This window comes from Streptomyces cacaoi (assembly GCF_006539165.1).
GTDB classification, from domain to species: domain Bacteria; phylum Actinomycetota; class Actinomycetes; order Streptomycetales; family Streptomycetaceae; genus Streptomyces; species Streptomyces cacaoi.
This window is the reverse complement of sequence record NZ_BJMM01000009.1, coordinates 215,176-236,806: the sequence shown is the minus strand read 5'-3', so window position 1 is coordinate 236,806 and position 21,631 is coordinate 215,176. Positions and strand designations below refer to the sequence as shown.

At 75.3% G+C, this 21,631-nt stretch carries 13 protein-coding genes and 1 pseudogene; 5 read left to right on the top strand and 9 right to left on the bottom strand.

The genetic code is table 11. The features are described 5' to 3' along the window. Window positions 1-102: 102 nt before the first annotated feature. The 6 genes from SCA03_RS12075 to SCA03_RS12045 form a co-directional block, all read right to left on the bottom strand. The gene (locus SCA03_RS12075; RefSeq protein ID WP_030884809.1) at window positions 103-537 is read right to left on the bottom strand and encodes a roadblock/LC7 domain-containing protein; all 435 of its coding nucleotides are present in this window, start codon (window positions 535-537) and stop codon (window positions 103-105) included. Then, a complete protein-coding gene (locus SCA03_RS12070) occupies window positions 534-3,497 on the bottom strand; it encodes a nitrate- and nitrite sensing domain-containing protein (RefSeq protein ID WP_086814284.1) in 2,964 nt (987 codons plus the stop codon). The genes SCA03_RS12075 and SCA03_RS12070 overlap by 4 nt, the downstream gene beginning before the upstream one ends. 576 nt (window positions 3,498-4,073) lie before the next feature. Continuing rightward, window positions 4,074-8,948 (bottom strand): coiled-coil domain-containing protein, encoded by a 4,875-nt coding sequence (locus SCA03_RS12060; RefSeq protein ID WP_230988604.1) that lies wholly within the window; start codon window positions 8,946-8,948, stop codon window positions 4,074-4,076. Between the two features lie 71 nt (window positions 8,949-9,019). Next, window positions 9,020-9,895 (bottom strand): hypothetical protein, encoded by an 876-nt coding sequence (locus SCA03_RS12055; protein WP_030884802.1) that lies wholly within the window; start codon window positions 9,893-9,895, stop codon window positions 9,020-9,022. Between the two features lie 64 nt (window positions 9,896-9,959). Then, entirely contained in the window at window positions 9,960-11,522 is a 1,563-nt protein-coding gene (locus SCA03_RS12050; RefSeq protein WP_107061482.1) for a hypothetical protein, read from the bottom strand. 174 nt (window positions 11,523-11,696) lie between these two features. Further along, window positions 11,697-12,386: a GntR family transcriptional regulator gene (locus SCA03_RS12045; RefSeq protein WP_141275367.1), complete on the bottom strand. Its 690-nt coding sequence runs from the start codon at window positions 12,384-12,386 to the stop codon at window positions 11,697-11,699. Between the two features lie 223 nt (window positions 12,387-12,609). Here SCA03_RS12045 and SCA03_RS12040 point away from each other — a divergent pair, with 223 nt between their 5' ends. Together SCA03_RS12040 and SCA03_RS12035 are read left to right on the top strand one after the other, a co-directional pair. Beyond that, window positions 12,610-13,869, top strand: coding sequence for an MFS transporter (locus SCA03_RS12040; RefSeq protein WP_030887648.1), 1,260 nt, complete (start codon window positions 12,610-12,612; stop codon window positions 13,867-13,869). Between the two features lie 43 nt (window positions 13,870-13,912). Continuing rightward, window positions 13,913-14,614 (top strand): D-glutamate cyclase family protein, encoded by a 702-nt coding sequence (locus SCA03_RS12035; RefSeq protein ID WP_141275366.1) that lies wholly within the window; start codon window positions 13,913-13,915, stop codon window positions 14,612-14,614. Window positions 14,615-14,630: 16 nt separating this feature from the next. Here SCA03_RS12035 and SCA03_RS12030 read toward each other — a convergent pair whose 3' ends face one another. Then, window positions 14,631-18,233 carry a hydantoinase B/oxoprolinase family protein gene (locus SCA03_RS12030; RefSeq protein WP_141275365.1) on the bottom strand — a complete coding sequence of 1,201 codons (3,603 nt, stop codon included), beginning with the start codon at window positions 18,231-18,233 and terminating at the stop codon, window positions 14,631-14,633. A gap of 264 nt (window positions 18,234-18,497) precedes the next feature. Here SCA03_RS12030 and SCA03_RS12025 point away from each other — a divergent pair, with 264 nt between their 5' ends. From SCA03_RS12025 to SCA03_RS12015, 3 genes and pseudogenes are all read left to right on the top strand, one after another. Beyond that, entirely contained in the window at window positions 18,498-18,878 is a 381-nt protein-coding gene (locus SCA03_RS12025) for an LppU/SCO3897 family protein (RefSeq protein WP_086814067.1), read from the top strand. Between the two features lie 48 nt (window positions 18,879-18,926). Then, window positions 18,927-19,270 (top strand): annotated as a pseudogene (locus tag SCA03_RS12020) (dTDP-4-dehydrorhamnose reductase); the annotation flags it as partial. A 226-nt stretch (window positions 19,271-19,496) separates the two neighbouring features. Beyond that, the gene (locus SCA03_RS12015) at window positions 19,497-20,390 is read left to right on the top strand and encodes a phosphotransferase (protein ID WP_141275364.1); all 894 of its coding nucleotides are present in this window, start codon (window positions 19,497-19,499) and stop codon (window positions 20,388-20,390) included. Window positions 20,391-20,424: 34 nt separating this feature from the next. Here the strand turns inward: SCA03_RS12015 and SCA03_RS36780 are convergent, their stop codons facing one another. Further along, a complete protein-coding gene (locus tag SCA03_RS36780; RefSeq protein WP_269145201.1) occupies window positions 20,425-20,715 on the bottom strand; it encodes an aldo/keto reductase in 291 nt (96 codons plus the stop codon). Window positions 20,716-20,818: 103 nt separating this feature from the next. Next, window positions 20,819-21,283: an aldo/keto reductase gene (locus tag SCA03_RS36775; RefSeq protein ID WP_269145200.1), complete on the bottom strand. Its 465-nt coding sequence runs from the start codon at window positions 21,281-21,283 to the stop codon at window positions 20,819-20,821. Window positions 21,284-21,631 lie beyond the last annotated feature (348 nt).

Genomic DNA, 21,631 nt, shown 5'->3' with positions numbered 1-21,631 from the left:
GCGTACGGGCGCACCACGGGTCCCGCCGCGTCGTCGAACCAGCGGTCCGTCATGGCCGCCTCCGTCCCCTCCGTTCTCACGTGCCGCGCCCGCCGGGCCTCTTCAGTGCGCCCCGTCGGCCCCCGCGGCGCGCGGTGCCGTGCCCAGGTGTGCGCCGACGCGCTTGACCAGCAGCGTCATCTCGTAGGCGATCTGTCCGACGTCGGCGTCCTCGTCGGACAGCACGGCGAGGCAGCTGCCGTCACCGGCGGCGGTGACGAACAGGAACGCCTCGTCCAGTTCGACGATCGTCTGCCGTACGCCGCCGGCGTCGAAGTGCCGGCCCACGCCCTTGGCGAGGCTGTGGAAGCCGGAGGCGACGGCCGCCAGATGTTCGCTGTCCTCACGGGTGAGCCCCTGGGAGGCGCCCTTGGCGAGACCGTCCCCGGAGAGTACGAGTGCCTTGCGGATGCTGCCGACGCGCTCGACCAACTCGTCCAGGAGCCAGTTGAGTTCGCCGCTTCCGGCGGCGTGCGTTGCGGCGTGCGGTGCGGTCATCGACCGTTCCCCTCCGGTGTCGTTCCGTGTGCTGGCTCCCCCGTCCGTCGTTCCCCCGGCGGTCGTCGAGCCGCGCCCCCGCCGTCCGCGGTACGGCCCGTGCCGTCCCGCCCGGCCGTCCGGGTGCCCTGCTCGTCGTCCCCGGCGGCGTCGTGTCCGCCGCCGGGACGCTTCTCGGTCCGTTCCCCGTTCTCCCGCCGGCCGCGTTCCCAGCCGCGCTGGAGCGCCGCCATCCTGCTGCGCACCTCGTCGGCGTCGCGCTCCTCGGTCCCCTGCTGTGCGGCGGGCCCGCCCCGGCGAGCCGTGCCGTCCTGTGCGGCCGCGCCGGCGTCGGTCCTCAACTGGGGTGCGAGGCTCGCCTGGCGCACCCGGCGGGGCAGCCCGCCCACCGTGGCGGGAGGAGCGGCCGGCCGGCCGGTGTCCGGCGCCGCCGCGGGGTCCGCGGCCGGGCCCGGCCGCCCGGGCTGACCCGGCTGCCCCGTCCGTGTCCGCTCCCCCGGCTCCGCCGTGTCCCCGACGCTGCGCAGCCCGGTCGCACGCCGCTCGCCGTCGGCGCGGTGGCTGCCGCTCCCGGCCGGTTCCGGTGCCCGTGCGGGCGTGCGCTCCCCGGCCGTGCCGCGCGGCCCGGCCTCCCCGGGGCCGTCGGCGCCGGGCGTGTCCGCCGACTCGTTCCGGTTCTGTGCCGGGCGGTCCTCATCCGCCACGGGGCCCTGGCCGGCGGCGGGTTCGGACGCGGGCCGGCGGCGGCGCGGGAGCGGGGCCCGGCCGTCGGGCAGCGGACGGGCCGAGGGGCCGGTCTCCTCGCCCGCCTGTTGGTGCTGCTCGCCGGCCGTGTTCCGGGCGGGGCCGCGCCCCTCGGACCGGCGGCGGCGTTCGCTCCCGTCCTGCGGCGGGACGGGCGCCTCCAGCTCGACCGGCCCGCTGAGCGCGGTGCGCGCCGGTGCGTCCAGGGCCCGCTCGGGTGTGCCCCGGCCCGGCGCCGGGTCCCGCTCGGCCGTGCCGTCGTCGGACCGGCCGGCGGCGAGTGCGGTACGACGGGCGGCGCCGATCGCCTCGTCGCGTCCGGGTGTCTCGGTGAGGATCGCGCCGGGGATGAGCACCACGGCCGTCGTGCCGCCGTACGGCGAGGTCTGGAGGGAGACGCGCACGCCCTGGCGCTGGGCCAGCCGGGAGACGACGAACAGCCCGAGCCGGTCGGTGTCGGACAGTTCGAACTCCGGCGTCTCGGCCAGCCGGAGGTTGGCGTCCAGCAGCGCCTCGGACGGCATGCCCAGGCCGCGGTCGTGGATCTCCAGGGTGAAGCCGTTGGTGACGCGTTCGCCGAGCACCTGGACCGCCGTGTGCGGCGGTGAGAACACCGTGGCGTTCTCCAGGAGTTCGGCGATGAGGTGGGTGAGGTCGGCGACGGCCGAGCCGTCGACGGCGAGCCGCGGCAGCCGCCTGACCTCGATGCGCTCGTAGTCCTCGACCTCGGCGACGGCGGCCCGCACGACATCCATCAGCTGGACGGGCTTGCGCCACTGCCGGGACGGGGCGGCGCCGGAGAGGATCACCAGGCCCTCGGCGTGCCGGCGCATCCGAGTCGTCATGTGGTCGAGGCGGAAGAGGTCGGCCAGTTCGTCGGCGTCCTCGGTGCGCCGCTCCATGGCGTCGAGCAGGGTGAGCTGACGGTGCAGCAGCACCTGGTTGCGGCGGGCGAGGTTGACGAAGACCTCGGAGACGCCGCGCCGCATGTCGGCCTGTTTGACGGCCGCTTCGACGGCGGCCCGCTGGAGCGTGTTGAGCGCCTGGCCGACCTGGCCCATCTCGTCCTGGGAGTACTCGCGGTGCGGCGCCTCGGTGTCCACGTCGACCCGGTCCCCGGCGGCGAGCCGGCGCATCACGCTGGGCAGCCGCACCCCGGCCGACTCGTTGGCCTCCTTGCGCAGCACCGTCAGATCCCGCACCAGGCCGCGGCCGACCCGGAAGGAGATGACGAGCGAGGCGAGGACGGCGAGGAAACCGAGCACACCGGCGGCGGCGGCCTTCACCAACACCCGGGAGGCGAACGGCTCGATGCGTTCCTTGTGCCGCTGGCGGGCCTCGGCCGCCCGCCGGTCCAGCTCGTCCAGGGCGCCGGTGACGGCCGTCTCCCAGCGTCCGGCGGCGACGGGGCCGCTGGTGGAGCGCGGCCCGGCGGCGATGACGGTGTCCTCGTAGCTGCGCAGGGTGCGGCCCTGGGAGCCGTTCCAGAAGTTCTCGAAGAGCCTGCGGTCCTCCTCGGGGAGCGAGGGCAGGTTCGTCTGGTACGCGATGTTGCGTTCGGCGACCCGGTCGGACAGGGCACGCTGGTCGCCCTGGGTGAACTGCCCGGCCGCGTAGGCGGCGGCCATCAGCGAGTCCTCACGCGAGAGGTACTCGCGGGCCTGCGCGACCCCGACCAGCGCCCTGCCCTGCTTCTCCAGGCCGACGTTGTCGACGGCGCTGAGGGCGCCGATGAACGCGTAGGCGGGGTCGACGAGTTCGTTGTACGCCTGGAAGGCGCCGCCCCGGGTGATGGCGGTCTCCTCCACCTTGCCGCGCAGCGCTTCGAGGCCGTCGAGGGCGTCGAGGAGGTCGGAGAGCCGGGCGCGGGCGTCGCTGCCGAGGCCCGAACGCAGCCCGCTGTCGGCGGCGTTGTCCCGGACGACCGTCAGCCGCCGGTCGGTGGCACGCTGGAACTTGTGCAGCTTCTCCAGGCCGTCGGTGGTCCTCGGGTCGGCCAGGTTCACCAGGACCTGGCGGCGTTCGAGCTGGAGTGCCTGGACGGCGTCCTCGGTGGGGTCGGCGAGGTTGCGGGAGATCTCGTCGAGGCGCAGCAGCCGGTCGGCTTCGGAGGCGGTGATGTAGGTGGCGAAACCCCAGATGGAGACGAGGGACACCAGCGGCACCAGCAGCAGTACCACGATCTTCCGGCGGATCGACTTTCCGCGAAAGCGCATGGCCTCCCCTACGTCCTCCCCAACGCGCGGGGCGTGTACCGACAGCAAGCGGCGCGAGCTTACTACTGACCTGTGAGCAATTCGCAGGTCTGTCCGAGCGCAGGACAGGCCGACCAGGGTGCCTCATCCGGAGTTGTCCGTCGATGCCCTGACGTCCATCCGGCATTTGTGGCACAGGACACGCGTGTGGAACCTTGTCGGATGAAGGGGCACGTGAAGGGGGAGTGAACGGGATGTATGCGAAGCCCCGGCTGCCGGATCCGGTGCGGGCGGCAGCCGTGCGGGCGGTCGTCATCGTCGCGCTGACCATGGTGCTGCTGATGGTGGCGTTCTTCTGCTCGATGGCGGGCGTGTGGCTCGCCTTCCCCATGGTGCTGGCGACCATCGGCGGCACGGTCGCGGCGACCTGGGCCGTGCTGGACGTCTGGATCACCCGGCAGGTGTGGGTGCAGCGGCACGGCGTCATCTCCGAGCCGAGCAGCGTGGCCCGCAAGCGGGGGCGCGCGGGCCACCGGCCGCCGGACGGCTCCGCGGCCCCGCCCGGCGGGCCCGGCCGTCCGCCGTCCGGCGCCGGCCCTAGCCCTGCTCCGCCGCAGGGCCGGGGGCGGATTCCCGCTCCGGGCCCGGCCGTTGACGCCCGTCGGGCCCCTCTTCCGCAGGAGCTGCGGGCACCCCGTCCGGACGGGCGGCGGGCTCCGCTCCCCCAGGAGCGTCCGGCTCCCCGGCGCGCGCCTTCGGGAGGCCGGGCGGGGGCGCAGCGGCGGATTCCTGATCCGGACGGCGGAACATCCGCGTCGCGGTGATCTCCCCGTGCACGGCCGGGCCGTCCTCCTCCCCCTGGGCGCCCGGCAGTCCGGGGCGCAGATGCTCCTCGACGCTGATGTACTTCAGCCCGGCCCGCAGATCGGCGTCGTTGCGCAGCCGGATCACCAGGGGGAACTCGGCCAGCGCCGTGGTGTCGAACAGGCCGGTGGTGTAGAGGAGCTGGACGCCGAGCGCGTCGGCGACGGCACGCTGGAGCTCCAGCAGATAGGTGGCGTTCGCCCTGCCGATGGGGTTGTCCAGGAAGAGCGTTCCGGCGTGCCGGTGCTTGTCGTGGCCCCGGTCGTTGCTGCGCAGCGCCGCCATGGTGCAGTACAGCGCGATGGCCGCGGTCAGCAGCTGCCCGCCGGAGAAGACGTCTCCCATCTGGCCGACCGGCACCCGCTCGGCACGCAGCACCGCGTCGGGCTTGAGGATCTCGACGGACACCCCGCGCGGCTGGAGCGCCGCGTGCACCCCGCGCAGCAGCAGCGTCATGCCGTCCCGGCGCAGATCGGAGTTCTTGCGCACGGCCGCCCTGGTGGCCTCGTCGATGACCTCGCCGAGACGCTCGGTGAGCGTGGCCTGGTCCGGGTCGTCGAAGCGGATGCGCAGGAACTCCTGGCCCGACCACTCCCCCAGGCCCTCCGGCAGCCGGGAGAGCCGCTGGGCCGAACGCAGCGTCGTGAGGGAGCACTCCACGAGCCCGCGCAGCCGGTCGACGATGCTGTCCCGGTTGCGCTCCAGCTGGGTGAGTTCGTCGGTGAGCACCCGCAGCCGCGGCGCGAACGCGGCGGCCCAGGCGGCGGAGTGCTCCGGCAGCGTGGCCGCGGGCAGTTCGCGGATCTGCTGCCTGGCCGGGGTGCGCACCTGCTCGAAGCGGGCGGAGTTGGCGTGCCGCACCAGCTGGTCGCTCGCCTCGCGCACGGCCTGCTCGGCGGCGCTGAGATCGGCCGCGCAGCCGCGCAGCGACCGGCGGGCCTCGGACGCGGCCTGCCGGGCCTCGGCGGGGGTGCCCGGATACGGCTCGGGGCGCTCCTCGCCGTCCTGCGGTTCGGGCGCCGCCTGCGGATCGCGGAGGAGATCGCGCAGGGTGGCGGCCGTCTCGTCGAAGGCGGCCGCGGCGTCCTCGGCCGCCGTGTGTGAGCGCACCAGGGCGTCGTGGGCCGCCTGCGCGGCGTCCAGCTCCTCGCCGCGCGCCGCCAGTTCGGCACGCGCGGTGCGCAGCAGGGACTGCGCCTGCTCGGCGTCCGCCGGTACCAGGTGCCCGGGCAGCTCGGTGTGCGCCTCGCCCTCGCCGGGCGCGAGCCGTTCGGCCTCGCCGCGCAACCGGCCGAGCTGCTCGCTCATCTCGGAGCCGCGCGCCTCCAGCTTCTGGACGAGGGCCTCGGCGCGGGCCGCGGCGGCCTGGCGGGACGGCCCGTCGGCGCCCTCGGGGCCGTCGAGCAGCTGGGCCGCGCGGGTGCGGACCTTGTTGGTGAGCCGGTCCAGGGTGGCCAGCGCCGCGGACTCGTCGCTCTCCGCGCGGGCCTGGTCGGCGCGGAGGTCGGCGCCGACGCCGACCTTCTCGTACAGCTGGGAGGCCGAGCGGTAGGCGGCGCGCAGATCGGGCAGTGCGGCGGCGGACGCCTCGGCGCCGGGCTCCTCGTCCTCGTCGACCGCGTCCGGTACGCCGCCGATCTCGGCGCGCTCGGCGCGCAGCGCGCGGGCGGTGCGGCGCGCGTCGTCGGCGGCGCGCTGGGCGGTGCGCCGTTCCTCGTCGGCCGCGTGCGCCCGCTCGACGCACACCTCGGCCCGCTCGTCGGCCGCCGCGGTCTCGTCGGCCAACTCGCGCAGCCGGGACTGCCAGCGGCCGCGTTCGCGCAGCCGGAAGGCGAGCCCCGCCAGGGCGTCGGCGCTGCGGCGGGCCCGCTGGGCGGCCTCGGCGCGCTCGTCGCGTACCCGGGCGGTCTCGGCCGCCGCCTCGTCGGCCGCGTCCCGGGCGGCGCGGGCCTCGGCCTGGCGGCGCTGTGCCGCGTCGGCGGCCTCGCGGGACTCCGCAGCGGCGGCGGCGAGTTCGGCCAGCCGGCCCGGCGGGCAGCCCTCCCGCCACGAGGTGAGGCGGGCGGCCAGCGCGCGGTCGCCGGACAGCCGGGCCGCGAGGGTGCGGATCTCCTCGTCCCGTGCGGCGGCGCGCTCGCGCAGCTTGCGGCGTTCGTCGTCGGCCGCGTGCTCGTCGTGCATGGCCGGGTTGGGCGGTACGAGAAAGACACCCGAGTCGCCGGAACCGCCGGGCGCCGCGTCCGCCGCGGGCTCCGGCGTGGGCGCCAGCAGCGCGGCGGCGGTGCCGACGGCGACGGCGGAGCGGGGCAGCAGCGGGGCCCCGGCGAGCACGTCGCGGGCGCGGGCGTGGCTGTCGGGGTCGGTGATGACGACGCCGTCGACGAGTTCGGGGCGGGCGGCGAGGACGGCGGCGTGGTCGGCCGGATCGACGGCCTGGGCGAGGTAGCGCCAGCCGGGCAGCGCGGGCACGCCGTGTTCGCCGAGGTATTCGACGGTGGCGGTGACGTCCTCGCCGGGCGGGAGGAGCCCGCCGTCGCCGAGCGCACCGAGCATGCGGGAGTCGTCGGCGGCGGCGGTGCGCAGCTCGAACAGCTGGCGTTCGGCGGCGGTCACGCTCTCGTCGAGGAGTTCGCGCAGCGCTTCGGCGTTGCGGTCCAGCGCCTCGGCGTCCAGCGGGCCGGGGCCGGGCCGGGCCGCCGCCTCGTCGGACGACGGTGGGGCCTCGCCGGTGCGCTGTGCGGGCAGCCCGGCCGGGGCGCCGGGGGCGGGCAGGCCGAGGAGTTCGGCGAGGCGCGGTTCGGCTCCGAGGGACTCGGCGGCGGCCCGCTCGGCCGACCAGGCGTCCTCGGCCGCCTGGGCCGCGTCGGCGGCGCGGGCGGCGGCGAGTTCGGCGGCCGACTGCTCGGCTGCCGCTTCCCTGGCGCGGTCGGCGGCGCGCCCGGCGGCCTCGCGGGCGCTGTCGAAGGCGGCGGCCGCCTCCTTGTCGGCGTCGCCGGCGGCGAGCGCGGCGCGGGCCGGGTCGGCGTCCGGCCCGGAGTCCTCCAGCCAGCCGGCGCGGACCGCCTCGGCCGTCTCCTGCTCGACCTCGGTGAGCCGCTGGCGCAGGTGCTCGGCCTCGCTGCGGGCGCGCTGGGCCTCGGTGGCGGCGGTGGTGGCGTCGCGGTGTGCGCTCTCGCTCGTGGACTGCAACCGGGCGGAGCGCTCCTCCTGTTCGGCCGCGATGCGCTCGCCGTCCTCGGCTGCGGCGCTCAGCGCGCGGACGAGCGCGGTGGCGGCCCGGGTGCGGGCGGCGAGCGCGGGTGCGGCGTCGCGCTCGGCCTCCTGGATGGCGGCGGCGGTGCGGGCGGCGCGGTCGGCCGCCGTGCGGTGCGCGAGCACCGTCTCGGCGGCCTGCCAGCCGGCGTGCAGGGTGCGGGCCTCGCTCAGTTCCCGCTTGTGCGCCGCGGCGGACTTCTCCGCCGCGGCGAGCGCCAACGAGGCGTGCCGGTAGGCGAGTTCGGCCGCGACGAGGGAGGCGCGGGAGCGGGCCTCGCGGGCGCGTTCGGTCTCCTCGCGCGCCCCGTCCCGCTGTTCGGCCAGTTCGGCGGCGCGGCCCCGCTCCCGGGTGCCGCGGGCCGACAGCCGGTGGGCGAGCGCGCGGGTGCGCCGCTCGGCGCCCGCGTGGATGTCGCGCGCTGTGGCACGGGCCTCGGCCGTCTCGGTGATGCGGTGCAGATGGTCGAGTGAGCCCGCGGTGAAGTCCCGTTCGGCGGTGAGTTCGGCCCGGCGGCCGAGCTTGTGCGCGAAGCCGTGCACGAGGTCGGCCAGCCCGTCGGTGTCCCGGGTGTCGGTGACGGCGCGCAGCAGCAGATCGGTGAAGTCCGCGTCGTTCTTGACGGCGAACAGGCCGGCGGCCTCGCCCTCGTCGGCGTTCATCTCCCGCTGGTAGCGGAAGAGTTCGGGGTCGAGCCCGAGCCCGGTGAGGTGTTCGTTCCAGCGCTCGTGCACCTCTTCCCAGACGACGTCCAGATTGGGGTACGCCTTGCCGGTCTCCACCAGGACGTCGCGGAAGCCCTTCATGGTGCGCCGCCGACCGCGCGCCGAGGACATGCCCTCGGCGACGGGGCGCAGCGCCGCCGACTCGGCCACCGGCAGGGAGTCCAGCGACATACCGGGCCCGGGGCGGAAGGAGTACCACGCCTCGGCGAACTTCCGCGGGTCGCCGGAGACCTGCCGGCCGCGCCACTCGCTCACCTTGCCGACGACGACGGTCTCGCCGGTGCGGGTGTGCTGCCACTCCAGGGCGACGTGCCCGCAGTCGTCGGCGAGGAGGAACTTGCGCAGCACTCCGGAGCTGGCCCCGCCCAGGGTGTTGCGGTGGCCGGGCAGCATCACCGAGAAGATCAGCTTGAGCAGCACCGACTTGCCGCCGCCGTTCTCCAGGAAGAGCACCCCGGCGGGGGCCGGGCGGCGGGGCGGGCCCTGCGGTTCCTCCTCGAAGAAGTCCGCCTGCGCGGGCGCCGGGCTGGGCACGGGCTCTCCGACTCCGCGCAGGTCCAGCACGGTGTCGGCGTAGCGCGCACCGGCGGGCCCGATGGAGTAGAGGCGGATCCGGGACAGCTCGTACATGGCGGGGGGCTCTCGTGAGGGGTGGTGCGGCGGACGGGCGGGAGGAGGGGGCCGGGTGCGGCGGCCCGGGGTCAGGAGTGGAAGGGCAGTCCGGCGTCGGGCGCCTCCAGGCTGTCCGGGTCCTGCGGGGGCAGCAGGCTGGCCGTGCCGTCGGAGACGGGGACGACGCCCAGTTCCAGGAGTTCGGCCATGGCCGCGTTGCCGGCCATGTCGCGGACCTGGAGCTGGTAGCGGGCGGTGGTGCGGTAGGTGCCGCCGGCGTCGTCGCCGGTGCGCTGGAGGAAGCCGGAGTCGGCGAGGAATCCGACGGCCTTGGCGATGATGCCGGTGGTGGAACCGGCCAGCCGGCGGGCGTCCTTGGTGGCGCCGGTGGAGCTGCGCCGGGCGTAGACCCGCCAGGCGGCCTCCAGGCCGGGCGCGTCGGTGGCCGGGTCGGTGTTCTCCCCTTCCGCCGCGGCGCGTTCCTCCAGCTTGCGGCACGCCTGGCGGACGAAGGAGTCGACGCCGTTGACGGTGATCCGGCCGATGTAGCCGTCGTCGGCGAGGTCCTCGGGGCGGGGGAACGCCATGGCGGCGACGGCCAGATGGGCCAGGCCGTGCAGGAAGCGGTCGGCGGAGTCGGAGCCGGCGCGGCGGGCGTAGTCGCCCATGCGGACGGCGAAGACCGAGTCCTCGGCGGCGGCCAGTGCCATGCCGGCCCGGGTGGAGACCTCCAGGACGACGAGGCCGAGCCCGGTCGCCACGGCGTCGGCGAGCCGGGCGAAGACGGGCTCGTCGCGGTAGCGGCGCAGCAGTTCGGCGTACTCGGCGTCGCGGGACGGCGCCAGCTTGGGGTGCAGCCCGAAGGAGACGAGCCGCGCGGCGTCGGCGGTGTCGGCCGGCGTGGCCCGGTTCGCGGGCGGGGCCTCGGGCACGTCCGTTCCGTGCGCTGCGGCGTGGTCGGTCACGGGTGGTCTTCTCCTGCCAGGGTGTGTCGTCGCCGTGCGGGGTGTGCGGCCGGTACCGGCCGTCTCATGTGGCCTCCGTGCGTCCGGCCGCCATACCGGCGGCGTCCAGCAGTGCGGTGCCGACGATGAGGTCGGCGCCGCCGAACTCCTCGTCCTCCAGGGGGGTGCCGTCGTCGACGGCGAACAGCAGCCGCTCCTCGCCCTGCCGGTAGGCGGTGCCGACCGGCGGCGAGGCGGCGTGCACCGCCAACAGGGCGACGAGGTACGGGAGTTCGGGATCCCGGCGACGGGCCTCGGCCAGCAGCCCGGACAGCCGGCGCGGCGCGTCGGCGGGCAGTTCGAGGAGCTGCTGGGCGGCGTCCAGCTGTTCCTCGCTGAAGCGGCTGTCGTCCGGGGTGGCCACGAGATCCGGCTCGGGCATCTCGGCGCCGAGGTGCTCGCGCGGTGCGGGCGGGGTCAGCAGCAGGTCGACCAGATCGCCGAGGCGGACGGTGCCCGGGGTGCGCAGCCCGGCGCCGCGGGCGAAGAAGGCGTGGGTGACGCGGGCCGCCTGCTCCAGCGGCAGCGGCAGCACGGGGGCGAGCAGCTGGCCGTAGACGTCCAGCCCGGCGCGGGCCGCGGGCGGCGCGAAGGACTGGCGGTCCTGCTCGGCGCGGAAGAGCGGGCCGGCCTCCAGCAGCCGGGACTGGAGCTGGGTGTGGCGGCGGATGCAGTCCTTGACGATGTCGACGAGTTCCGCCGCGCGCCGCTTGTGGTCGCGGTCGCGCTCGGAGGCGGCCTCGTCGCGCACCTTGCGGATGTTGGTGAGGATGGCGTTCTCGTGCCGGTAGCGGTCGGCGACGTGGTCGAGCGCCTCGGTGATCATGTCGGGCACGGCGTTGAGCCAGTCGACGGCGCGCACGTCCCGCCGGGTGGCCTCCAGGGTGCGGCGCAGCGTCTCGGCGTACTGGACCGTGCGGTACCGGGCCTGTTCGGCGGCGAGCTGCGCGTCGGCCAGGCGCCCGCGGCTGATGAGCACGTCCAGCTTCACCTCGGCGGCGATCTGGGCGCTGGTGACATCGGTGTCGAGCGCGCCCACCAGGACGTTGACGGCCTCGTCGGTGGTGCGCAGATAGACGCCGCCGCCGGGGCCGGGCACCTCCTCGACGAGCTTGAAGTCGTAGTCCCTGCGCACATAGACGCCGTCGGTGCCGAAGGTGCCGTAGACGGCGCGGAACCCGCGGTCGACGCTGCCGACGTTGATCAGGTTCTCCAGCACCCAGCGGGCGACCCGCTCGTGCTCGGCGGGATCGCGGCCGGGTGCCTGCGCGGCGACGCGGGGCAGCAGTCTGGCGACGGTCTGTTCGTGGTCGGCGCCGGTGTCGAAGTCCATCTGGAGCGTGACCTGGTCGATGGCGGCCAGGGCCAGCTCGGCCATCTCGTAGACGCCGTACTCGCCGGCCAGGTTGGCCTTGCGGGCGTCCAGGTCGTGCAGCGGCGCGGTGCAGGCGAGCGCGCGGAGCCGGCGGGCCAGGCCCTCGTCGGCCGCGGGCCCGGGGGCCGGCGAGGCCGCGGGGGACGGCCGGACGGGCGCCGGGGCCGGCGGCCCGTCGGGTACACCCGTCCCCTCCGCTGAACTCGGCTGCATGGCGTGGTCGGTCACGACGCACACATTAAGCCGTACCCCCGACAAGGTCCGAAACGGCATGGATGCCGGGCTTCGGGTGGGTTCGCGAGGAGTTCCCGGAATGCGCGCTCCGCCCCGGTACGCCGGTGAACGCGGTGGGTGGCCCCGGGAAATCCTACGCCGTACGGTGCCCGCTCAGCGAAGCGCCCGCGCGTACGCCTCGGACAGCTGCCGGCGGGAGTCGTCCAGGTAGTCGGCCAGGAGCCGTTCGGCCCGCGCGGCGTCGCCCTCGCGCAGCGCGGCGAGGATGGTCCCGTTGCGGCCGAGGTAGGGCTCGTGGAAGCGGCGCGGGTCGTCCATCGTGTGGAAGACCAGCCGGAGTTCGGCCAGGATGCCGCGCATCGCCTCGTCGATCCGGGGGCTTCCGGCGAGTTCGGCCACGGCCTGGTGGAAGTGCATGTTCGCGGTGCCCAGATCGCGCCAGCGGGCTTCGCCGGCGGCGCGGAACCCGGCCTCCACGGCGGCCTCCAGCGCGTGCAACGGGTAGGGCACGGGGCCGAGGCCGCGCAGCGCGGCGCACTCGATGAGGCTGCGCGCCCGGTAGACGTCCTCCAGGTCCTCGACGGTCAGTGTGCGCACGAAGACGCCGCGGCCGAGCCGGTGGACGAGCAGCCGCTCGTGGGTGAGCAGCCGGAAGGACTCGCGCAGGGTGTTGCGGGACACCTCCAGGGCGCCGGAGATCTCCTCCTCCACCAGCTGGGTGCCGGAGCGCAGCGCGCCCTCGATGATCCGGCCGCGCAGCAGATCGGCCACGCGCTCGGCCGTGCTGGTCCGCCCCAACAGGGCCCGGTCGTCGGTCAGTTCGGCCAGCACCTCGTCGTTCATGGCTGAAGTGAACCGCAGGCGGCAGAACGAGGCAACAGGGGGATTGCCGGATCGTTCAACAATCCTCTACGTTACATGTTCACAAGCACTGCTCCCTGTCCGGAGCCCGTCCAACTCGTCCGCGCGGCACGCCCGTTGGCGCACCCGAAGCGCCCGGCACGACCGCCGCGCACTCCGACACACCGCACCGGCCGCGACCCGGCCCGCTGTCTGCGAGGTGCCCATGAGCACACCCCGGACCATCAGCGACGAGACACACCGAAGGCCCTTCGCCTGGCTCCGCGCCCTCGGCCCCGAGGGACGGCGCGCCTTCACCGGCGCGTTCGGCGGCTACGGCCTCGACGCGTACGACTTCTACGCCCTGCCGCTCAGCACCGTCGCCATCGCGGCGTACTTCGGCCTGACCGGCGGACAGACCGGCCTGCTGGTCACGGCGACCATGGTGGCCTCCGGCGTGGGCGGCGCCCTCGCCGGTGCGCTCGCCGACCGGATCGGCCGGATGCGCGCCCTCCTCGCCACGGTGCTCACCTACGCGGTGTTCACCGTCGCCTGCGGGCTGGCCACCGACTACGGCACACTGCTCGTCTTCCGCGCCCTCCAGGGCATCGGCTTCGGCGGCGAGTGGGCCGTCGGCGCCGTCCTCGTCGCCGAGTACACCTCGGCCCGGCACCGGGGACGGACCCTGGCGGCCGTGCAGAGCGCCTGGGCCGTCGGCTGGGGGCTCGCCGTGCTGGTGTACACCGCCGTCTTCGGGCTGCTGGAGCAGGAACTGGCCTGGCGCGTGATGTTCTTCACCGGCGCCCTGCCCGCCCTGCTCGTCCTGTGGATCCGCAAGCACGTACGGGACGCGCCCGCCGCCGCACGGGAGCGCGCGGCCCGACGGCGGCCCCTGGCCGACATCTTCCGCCGCGGCATGCTGCGCACCACCGTCTTCGCCTCGCTGATGGCCACCGGCGTGCAGGGCGGCTACTACACGCTCGCCACCTGGGTGCCGTCCTACCTCGCCGACGACCGCGGCTTCGCCGTCGTCACCACCGGCGGCTTCATCGCCGCACAGATCGCCGGGGCGTTCACCGGCTACCTCACCGGCGGCCGGCTGACCGATCTGCTCGGCCGGAAGAAGACCATCGCCGTGTTCGCCGCGCTCTCCGCCGGCTGCATCCTCGGCTACACCCGGGTGCCCGACGGCGCCGACGGGCTGCTCCTCGTCCTCGGATTCCCGCTCGGCTTCTGCATGTCGGCCATCTTCAGCGGATTCGGCTCCTTCCTGGCCGAGCTGTACCCGACCGCCGTCCGCGCCACCGGCCAGGGCTTCACCTACAACGCCGGGCGCGGCCTGGGCGCCTGCTTCCCCGCGCTCGTCGGAGCCCTGGCCGACAGCTGGGGCGTGGGCGGCGCCCTGGCGTTCGGTGCTCTGGCCTACGCGATCGGGGCACTGGCCCTGCTGGGCCTGCCCGAGACCCGCGGACGCGAACTGGTCTGAACCCCACCCCGCACCACCCCGCACACAGGACAGGAGGTCCGGGATGTCGCAACCGCGCGCCCACCTGGTGGCCGTGCCGGACAGCTGGGCGCAGGACGTCTCGCTGTTCTGCGCCCGCAACAGCCACGCGTGCCCCGTGCTGGACATCTGCGACGTGGGCGCCTGGCACACCCCGCTGGCCCCCGGCACCGACCTGCGGACCGGCCTGGCCCGCTACCGGGTCTGGCGGGACGGCGAACCCGTCGCCGAGCCCGAGGACGTGGCCGCGCTGTGGGACGAGCGGCTCGTCGCCTTCCTCATCGGGCCGCGCACCTGCACCGACACCGAGCTGGCCGCGGCCGGTGTGCCGCTGCGCCACCGCGAACAGGGCCGCGGCCCGGCCCTGTTCGTCACCAACCGCTCCAGCCGGCCCGCCGGCCGGCTCAACGGCCCCCTCGTCGTCACCATGCGCCCGGTGCCCGCACCGCTGCTCCCCCTCGCCCGCGCCGCCGGGAGAGGCACGGCCGGGCACGGCGGCGGGCCGGTGCACGCCGGGGACCCGGGCATGCTGGGCATCGCCACGCTCTCCCGGCCCGACTCCGGCACCCCGGTACGCCCGCAGCCCGGCGACGTCCCGGTCTTCTGGCCCAGCCCGCTGACGCTCCAGGCGGCCCTGCGCACGGCCCGGCCGCCGTTCACGCTCACCGACGCGCCCGGCCATCCGCTGACGACCGGTCCGCCGCCCGCGCCCCGGCCCGCCGCCTGACCCCCGCGCGGGCGTCTCACTGCGCCGGTTCGCCGTACCCGCCGCCGCCCGGGGTCAGCAGCACCAGGACGTCGCCCGCGGCCAGCCGTGCCACGTCGCGCCCGGCGAGCTGCTCGACGCCGCCGTCGACGCGCTCCACCCGGTTCTCGCCCAGCGCGCCGGGACGGCCGCCGGCCATGCCGTAGGGCGGCACCCGGCGGTGGCCGGTCAGCAGCGCGACGGTGACCGGCTCCAGGAAGCGCAGCCGGCGCACGACACCGTCGCCGCCCCGCCACCGGCCGTCCCCGCCGCTGCCGGTGCGCACCCGGAACTCCTCGACACGCACCGGGTAGCGGAACTCCAGCACCTCCGGGTCGGTCAGCCGCGAGTTGGTCATGTGCGTCTGGACGGCGTCGGCGCCCGCGAAGCCCGCACCGGCGCCCGAGCCGCTGGCGACGGTCTCGTAGTACTGCACCCGCTCGTTGCCGAACGTCAGATTGTTCATCGTCCCGGAGCCCTCGGCCTGGACGCCCATCGCCGCGTACAGCGCACCGGTGACGGCCTGCGAGGTCTCGACGTTCCCGGCGACGGTGGCCGCCGGATGGGCCGGGGAGAGCATCGAGCCCTCCGGGATACGGACGTCCAGCGGGACGAGGCAGCCGCTGTTGAGCGGGATGTCGTCCGCGATGAGCGTGCGGAAGACGTACAGCACGGCCGCCATGACGACGGAGCCGGGCGCGTTGAGGTTGTCCTCCCGCTGGGGCGACGTGCCGGTGAAGTCCAGCCGTGCGCTGCGCTCCTCGGGCCGCACGGTGACCGACAGCCGGATGACGGCGCCGCTGTCCGTCTCGTAGGTGCAGGCGCCGTCCCGCAGGCCGGCCAGGGTGCGGCGCACCGACTCCTCGGCGTTGTCCCGCACGTGCCGCATGTACGCCTGGACGACGTCGAGGCCGAACTCCTCGGTGAGCGTGCGCAGTTCGGCGATGCCCTTCTCGTTGGCGGCGATCTGGGCCCGCAGGTCGGCCAGATTGCTGTCGGGGTCGCGGGAGGGGTGGGGGGCCGAGGTGAGCAGCCGGCGGGTCTCCGCCTCGCGCAGCCTTCCGTCCCGCACCAGCAGCCAGTTGTCGAACCGGACGCCCTCCTCGTCGATGGTGCGGCTGAACGCCGGCATGGACCCGGGCGTCAGCCCGCCGATCTCGGCGTGGTGGCCCCGCGAGGCGACGAGGAACAGCAGCCGCTCCCCCGCGTCGTCGAACACCGGCGTGATGACGGTGATGTCGGGCAGATGCGTGCCGCCGTGGTACGGGTCGTTGACGGCGTAGACGTCGCCCGGCCGCGGCGGGTCCTCGGCACCGCGCCGGCGCAGCACCTCCTTCATCGTCTCGCTCATGGAGCCCAGGTGCACCGGCATGTGCGGCGCGTTCGCGACGAGGTTGCCCTCGGCGTCGAACAGAGCGCAGGAGAAGTCCAGCCGCTCCTTGATGTTGACCGAGTGCGCGGTGTTCTCCAGCCGGACGCCCATCTGTTCGGCGATCGCCATGAAGAGGTTGTTGAACACCTCCAGCCGCACCGGGTCCACAGCGGTCCCCGCCGCCGGCCGCTCCTCGGGCTCGCGCACCCGGGCCAGCAGCAGATGGCCGGCCGGATCGGTGTCCGCCTCCCAGCCGGGGTCCACCACCGTGGTCGCGTCCGCCTCGACGACGACGGCGGGGCCGGCCACCCGCTGCCCGGGGCGCAGCGCCTCGCGCCGGTACAGCGGTGTGTCCCGCCACCGGCCGCCGGTGAACATCCGTACGTGCTCGGCGGGCCGGGGCCGGCTGCCGGGCCCGGCCGCGGGCAGCCGGGTGCGGGCGCCCACCGGGCCCGCGGTGCCGGTCGCCTCCGCGACGGCGGTGGCGATCACCAGCGGCTTGTCCAGCGTGAAGCCGTACCGCTCCCGGTGCGCCCGGGCGAAGGCCGCCGCCAGCTCCTCCGCACCGGCCGGCGACACCGTGAGCGCCGAGTCGGTGCCCGCGTACCGCAGCTGGAGCCGCGCCCGCGTCCGGATCGCGGCCTCGGGGATGCCGTCCGAGCGCAGCTCCTCGCGGGTGCGGCGCTCCAGTTCGGCGCAGAGCGCGCGCACCTCGGCGAGGCGCTCCTCGGTCAGCTCCTCCTCCACGGACTGCTCGCGCAGCGCCGTCGCGTCCGCGACGCCGATCCCGTACGCCGACAGCACCCCGGCCAACGGCGGTACGACGACGGTGCGTACGCCCAGCGCGTCCGCCACCGCGCAGGCGTGCTGCCCGCCGGCGCCGCCGAAGCTCGCCAGCGCGTAGCGGGTGACGTCCCGGCCGCGCTGCACGGTGATCTTCTTGACCGCGTTCGCCATGTTCAGCACGGCGATCTCCAGGAACCCGGCGGCCACCTGCTCGGGGCTGCGCCCGTCCGCGATCCGCGCGGCCAGCTCGGCGAAGCCGTCCCGGACCTCGGCGACGCCCAGCGGCTGATCGCCCGCCGGCCCGAAGACGGCCGGGAAGTGGCCGGCCTGGATCCGGCCGAGCATCACGTTGGCGTCGGTGACGGTGAGCGGCCCGCCCCTGCGGTAGCAGGCCGGGCCGGGCACGGCGCCCGCCGAGTCGGGGCCCACCCGGTAGCGCGCACCGTCGAAGTGCAGGACGGAGCCGCCCCCCGCCGCCACGGTGTGGATGTCCATCATCGGCGCCCGCATCCGCACCCCCGCGACCTGGGTGCCGAACACCCGCTCCAACTCCCCCGCGTAGTGCGAGACATCGGTCGACGTACCGCCCATGTCGAAGCCGATGACGCGCTCGTGCCCGACCTCGGCGCAGCTGCGGACCATCCCGACGACACCGCCGGCGGGGCCGGACAGCACCGCGTCCTTGCCCCGGAAGTGCCCCGCCTCCCGCAGCCCGCCGTTGGACTGGAGGAACATCAGCCGCACACCGCGCAGTTCGCGGGCCACCTCGTCGACGTAGCGGCGCAGCACCGGCGAGAGATAGGCGTCCACGACCGTCGTGTCGCCGCGCGGCACCAGCTTGATCAGCGGGCTGACCTCGTGCGAGCAGCTGACCTGGGTGAAGCCGCACTCCCGCGCCAGCCGCGCGACCTCCCGCTCGTGCTCCGGGTACCGGTAGGAGTGCAGCAGGACGATCGCGGCGCTGCGGAACCCCTCGTCGTGGGCGGCACGCAGCGCCCGGAGCGTCTCCTCCCGGTCGAGCGGCAGCACCGTCGAGCCGTCCGCGCCCCGGCGCTCGGTGACCTCGACGACGCGGTCGTGGAGCGCTTCGGGCAGCACGATGCGCCGGTCGAAGAGGCGCGGGCGGTCCTGGTAGGCGATGCGCAGGGCGTCGCGGAAACCGCGTGTGGTCAGCAGGACGGTGGGCTCGCCGGTGCGCTCCAGCAGCGCGTTGGTGGCCACCGTCGTGCCCATCTTCACCGTCTCGATGCGTTCCGCGGGCACCGGGGCGTCCTCGGGCAGCTCCAGCAGCCGCCGGATGCCGCGCACCGCCACGTCCCGGCCCGGCCGCCCCGGGTCGTGCGAGAGCAGCTTGTCCGTGACGAGGGTGCCGTCGGGCCGCTTGCCGACGATGTCGGTGAACGTCCCACCCCTGTCGATCCAGAATTCCCAGCGGCCGCCCATCTGCTCATGGTGCCCCAGCGGGCCGTTCTCCGCCGTTCGTCGGCCCCGGCAGCCCCGGCCCCGCGGGCCCGGCCCGCGGGGGCACCGCCCGGACGAGTGACCCGGCACGGGCGGCGAAGCCCCTGCCGACGGCGCGAGGGCCCACAGGGAGCCGGCATCCGGAGCCGGGAGCGGGAAGCCGCGAGCTGCCGATTTCCACCTCGCGCCGCACCCGCCACTTGATACGCTCACGTCACATCCCCTGTGTGAGAGGCCCACCACCCTGTGTCCACGCTGCCACCCCTGCCCGGCCCGGAGTCCGGGGCACACCGCCTGCTGAAAGCCCGGCGCAGGCTCCTCGTGTACGTCGCCTCGCTCGCCGTCGTCGTGGTCGCCGGAATCGGGATCAAGGCCCTGATGAAGGACGACACCGAGGCGTTGAAGGCCGGGGACTGCTTCCGCAACAACGGCACGGAGGACGAGCCGGAGACGGAGCGGCTCGACTGCTCCGACAAGAACGCCGAGTACAAGGTGATCAAGGTCGTGGAGGACGGCGTCACCTCCCTCGCGTGCTCCGATGTCCCGGGCTCGACCGGCGCGTTGAGCCAGTTCGGCACCCGCGCGGGCGAGAAGACCTTCGCGATCTGCTTCCGCACCGTCTCCTGAACCGGACCCGCCGCCACGGGAGTTGCGGGCCCTCGCGCGTCTCGGACTGACGGGCGGTCCGCGCACGAAGCCGCCGTGCACGACCTCGTCGCCGGAACCCGCAGCGGCGTGCTGTTCACCGACGACGTCCGCTGCCCGGTGCACGTCGCCGACCTGGCTGCGGCACGGCGCGGGGCGTTCACCATGTGGCAGGGGCCGACGCCGTGAACCGGTATGAACTCGGCGGCCTCATCGCCCGGCGTGACGGGCTCGACGCCTCCCGGCTGTCCGCGGGGCTGCGGGCGGACAGCACGCTTCCCGGGGCGCTGGACGTGCGCCTCGACAGCCGCGCCACACAGCGGAAACTGAGCACCACCTTGCGCGGCGCCCGCCGGTTCCTCGCCGGGGCGTGAGCCGTGGCAGCGCGGGTGTCCGGCCCGCTCGACTGCCGCGGGTCGGTTCGGCGGTGGGGCGCAGGGGGTGGCCCCGGGCGGGATGTCGGGCCGCGATGGGCGCGTTCGCGGGGTGGGCACCGTCCGTCGAGGGGATCGCGGGGGGGTCGAGTGGACTCGAAAGGAATCGTGGGGAGTTGTAGGGAGTCGAGTGGTGGGGAACCGAGGGGAGGCGAGGGAGAGAGGCATGGTGTTCGCGGAGGTTCCGTTGACGGCGGCGGCGCGCAGGGTGTGCGGGGTCCGCGGTCCGGCCGCACGGCTCCACGGGGGTGAGGAGTCCGCCGCCTGGCGCGTCGGCGAGGCGGTGGTGCGCGTCAGCGCCCACGACAAGGACCTCGCCGAGACCGTGTGGTGCCACGAAGTCGCGCGGGCGGCACGGGCCGGCGGCTGCGCCGAGGCGGTCGCACCACTGCCGTTGCCCGGCCGGTCCGACGGGGCGACGGTGGCCCGGGTCGAGGGGCGGGCGGTGTCGCTGTGGCCCCATGTCGACGGGGTGTGGGCGTCGAAGGAGAGCGGGAGTTCGGCGGCCCGGTTGCTCGCCCGGCTGCACCGGGCGCTGGCCGGCGCCCGGCTGCCGCCCCGGCCGCGGCCCTGCTTCCTGGAGGCCGGGCCGGACGGCCGCGCCGACCACGCCGATCCCCGGCTGCGCGATCCGCAACTGGACCGCTGGCTGGCCGGTTTCACCGCGCGCGCCGGGCGGCGGCACCCGCTGCACGGCGACTTCTACCGGGGCAATCTGCTCGCCGCGCGCGACTCCCCCACCCGCCTCGTCGCCGTCCTCGACTGGGACGAGGCATGGGTGGCCCCGCCCGAGGTGGAGGTGGCGAGCGCCGCCCTGGAGTTCACGGACGGCTTCTGCCGGGACATGGCCGTGGCCCGCCGCTTCGCCGACGCCTACCGGGAGGCCGGCGGCACCGCGCGGCGCCTCGACGACGAGACGCTGGCGCAGCTGATGCGGCACCGGTTGCGCTGCGAGAGCGTCCTGTTCGCCACGGCCGCCGCCGACGGCGTCCCGCACGACGAGGAGGACCTCGACCACCACCGGCAGCGGCTGGCCGCCTTCGCCCGGCTCCGGCCCTGATCCCGCCCGTCACCCCCGGGCGGGCGGTCGCGGCTCAGCGGCGGGTCTCGATGGTCAGGCCGCCCGCGGTGGTGTTGCGCATGTGTTCACCGGCGAGCGCCGCGTGCGGGTACCCGAGGTCGACGGCGCCGACCCGGTCGAGGCGGGCCGGCTGGGAGGCGGTGAAGTCGACCTCCAGCGCGCCCAGGTTGTCCTCCAGTTGCGCGGAGGGGCGCGCGCCGATGAGCGGCGCCGTGACGCCCGGGTTCCGCAGGGTCCAGGCCGGCCCCACCTGGGCGGGTGTGCGGCCCGGTTCGGCCGCGACCTCCCGTAGGACGTCGGCGATGCCGAGGTTGCGCTCGGTGAGCGTGCACAGGGCGTGGTTGAAAGCTCCTGCGGGAGCCGCCGCCGGTCGCGGTGGACCGTGCCGTCAGATCGTCGCGGCCGTACTAGCCGGTGAGCAGCCCGCCGGCCAGCGGTGAGTACGGGACCACTCCGCGCCCCGTCTCGCGTGCCATGGGGATCAGATCACGTTCGCCGGTGCGCTCGGCCAGGTTGTACTCGGTCCGGAGCGCGACCAGCGGCGACCAGCCGCGCAGATCGGCGATCGCCTGCATGCGCGACACCTGCCGGGCGGGCGCGTTGGAGATCGCCACACAGAGGACCTTCCCCTGCCGGACCAGATCGTCCCTGCCGCGCGGGATCTCCTCGACGGGCGTCGTGAAATCCCCGACGTGCGGATGGAGCAGATCGAGGTAATCCGTATTCAGCCGGCGCAGACCGGCTTCCACCGCGGCGAACGGGTTCTTGCGGTGCGGTCCCCCGGAATTCGGGTCGCCGGGCCGGCGCAGTGTCGTGTATTTCGTCGCCGGCACCAGGCTTTCGCGGTTGTCGCGGGTGAATTCGCCCAGCATCCGCTCGGAGCTGCCGTCGGTGCAGGGGGGCGGTGTCGACGAAGTCGCCGCCGCGCTCCCGATAGCGGTCGAACAACCGGCGTGCCTCGTCCCGCTCGGCTCCCCGGCCCCACTCGGTACCGAAGGTCGCGGCGCCCAGTGCCGGCGGTGAGCCCCGCAGCCCGGAGCGGCCCGGCAGCCGGTAGGTGTCGAGGGTGCGGGGCGCCTGAGCCGTCCGGGACGCCTGGGGCTCCGGGGATGCCTGGGGCGCCGGGAATACGTCGTGCTCCGGAATCGGCCGGGAGGGCGCGGACATCGTGCCCTCCTGTGCTGTGGTCCGTCGTCGGTCACCAGCCTCCGGCCGTCGCG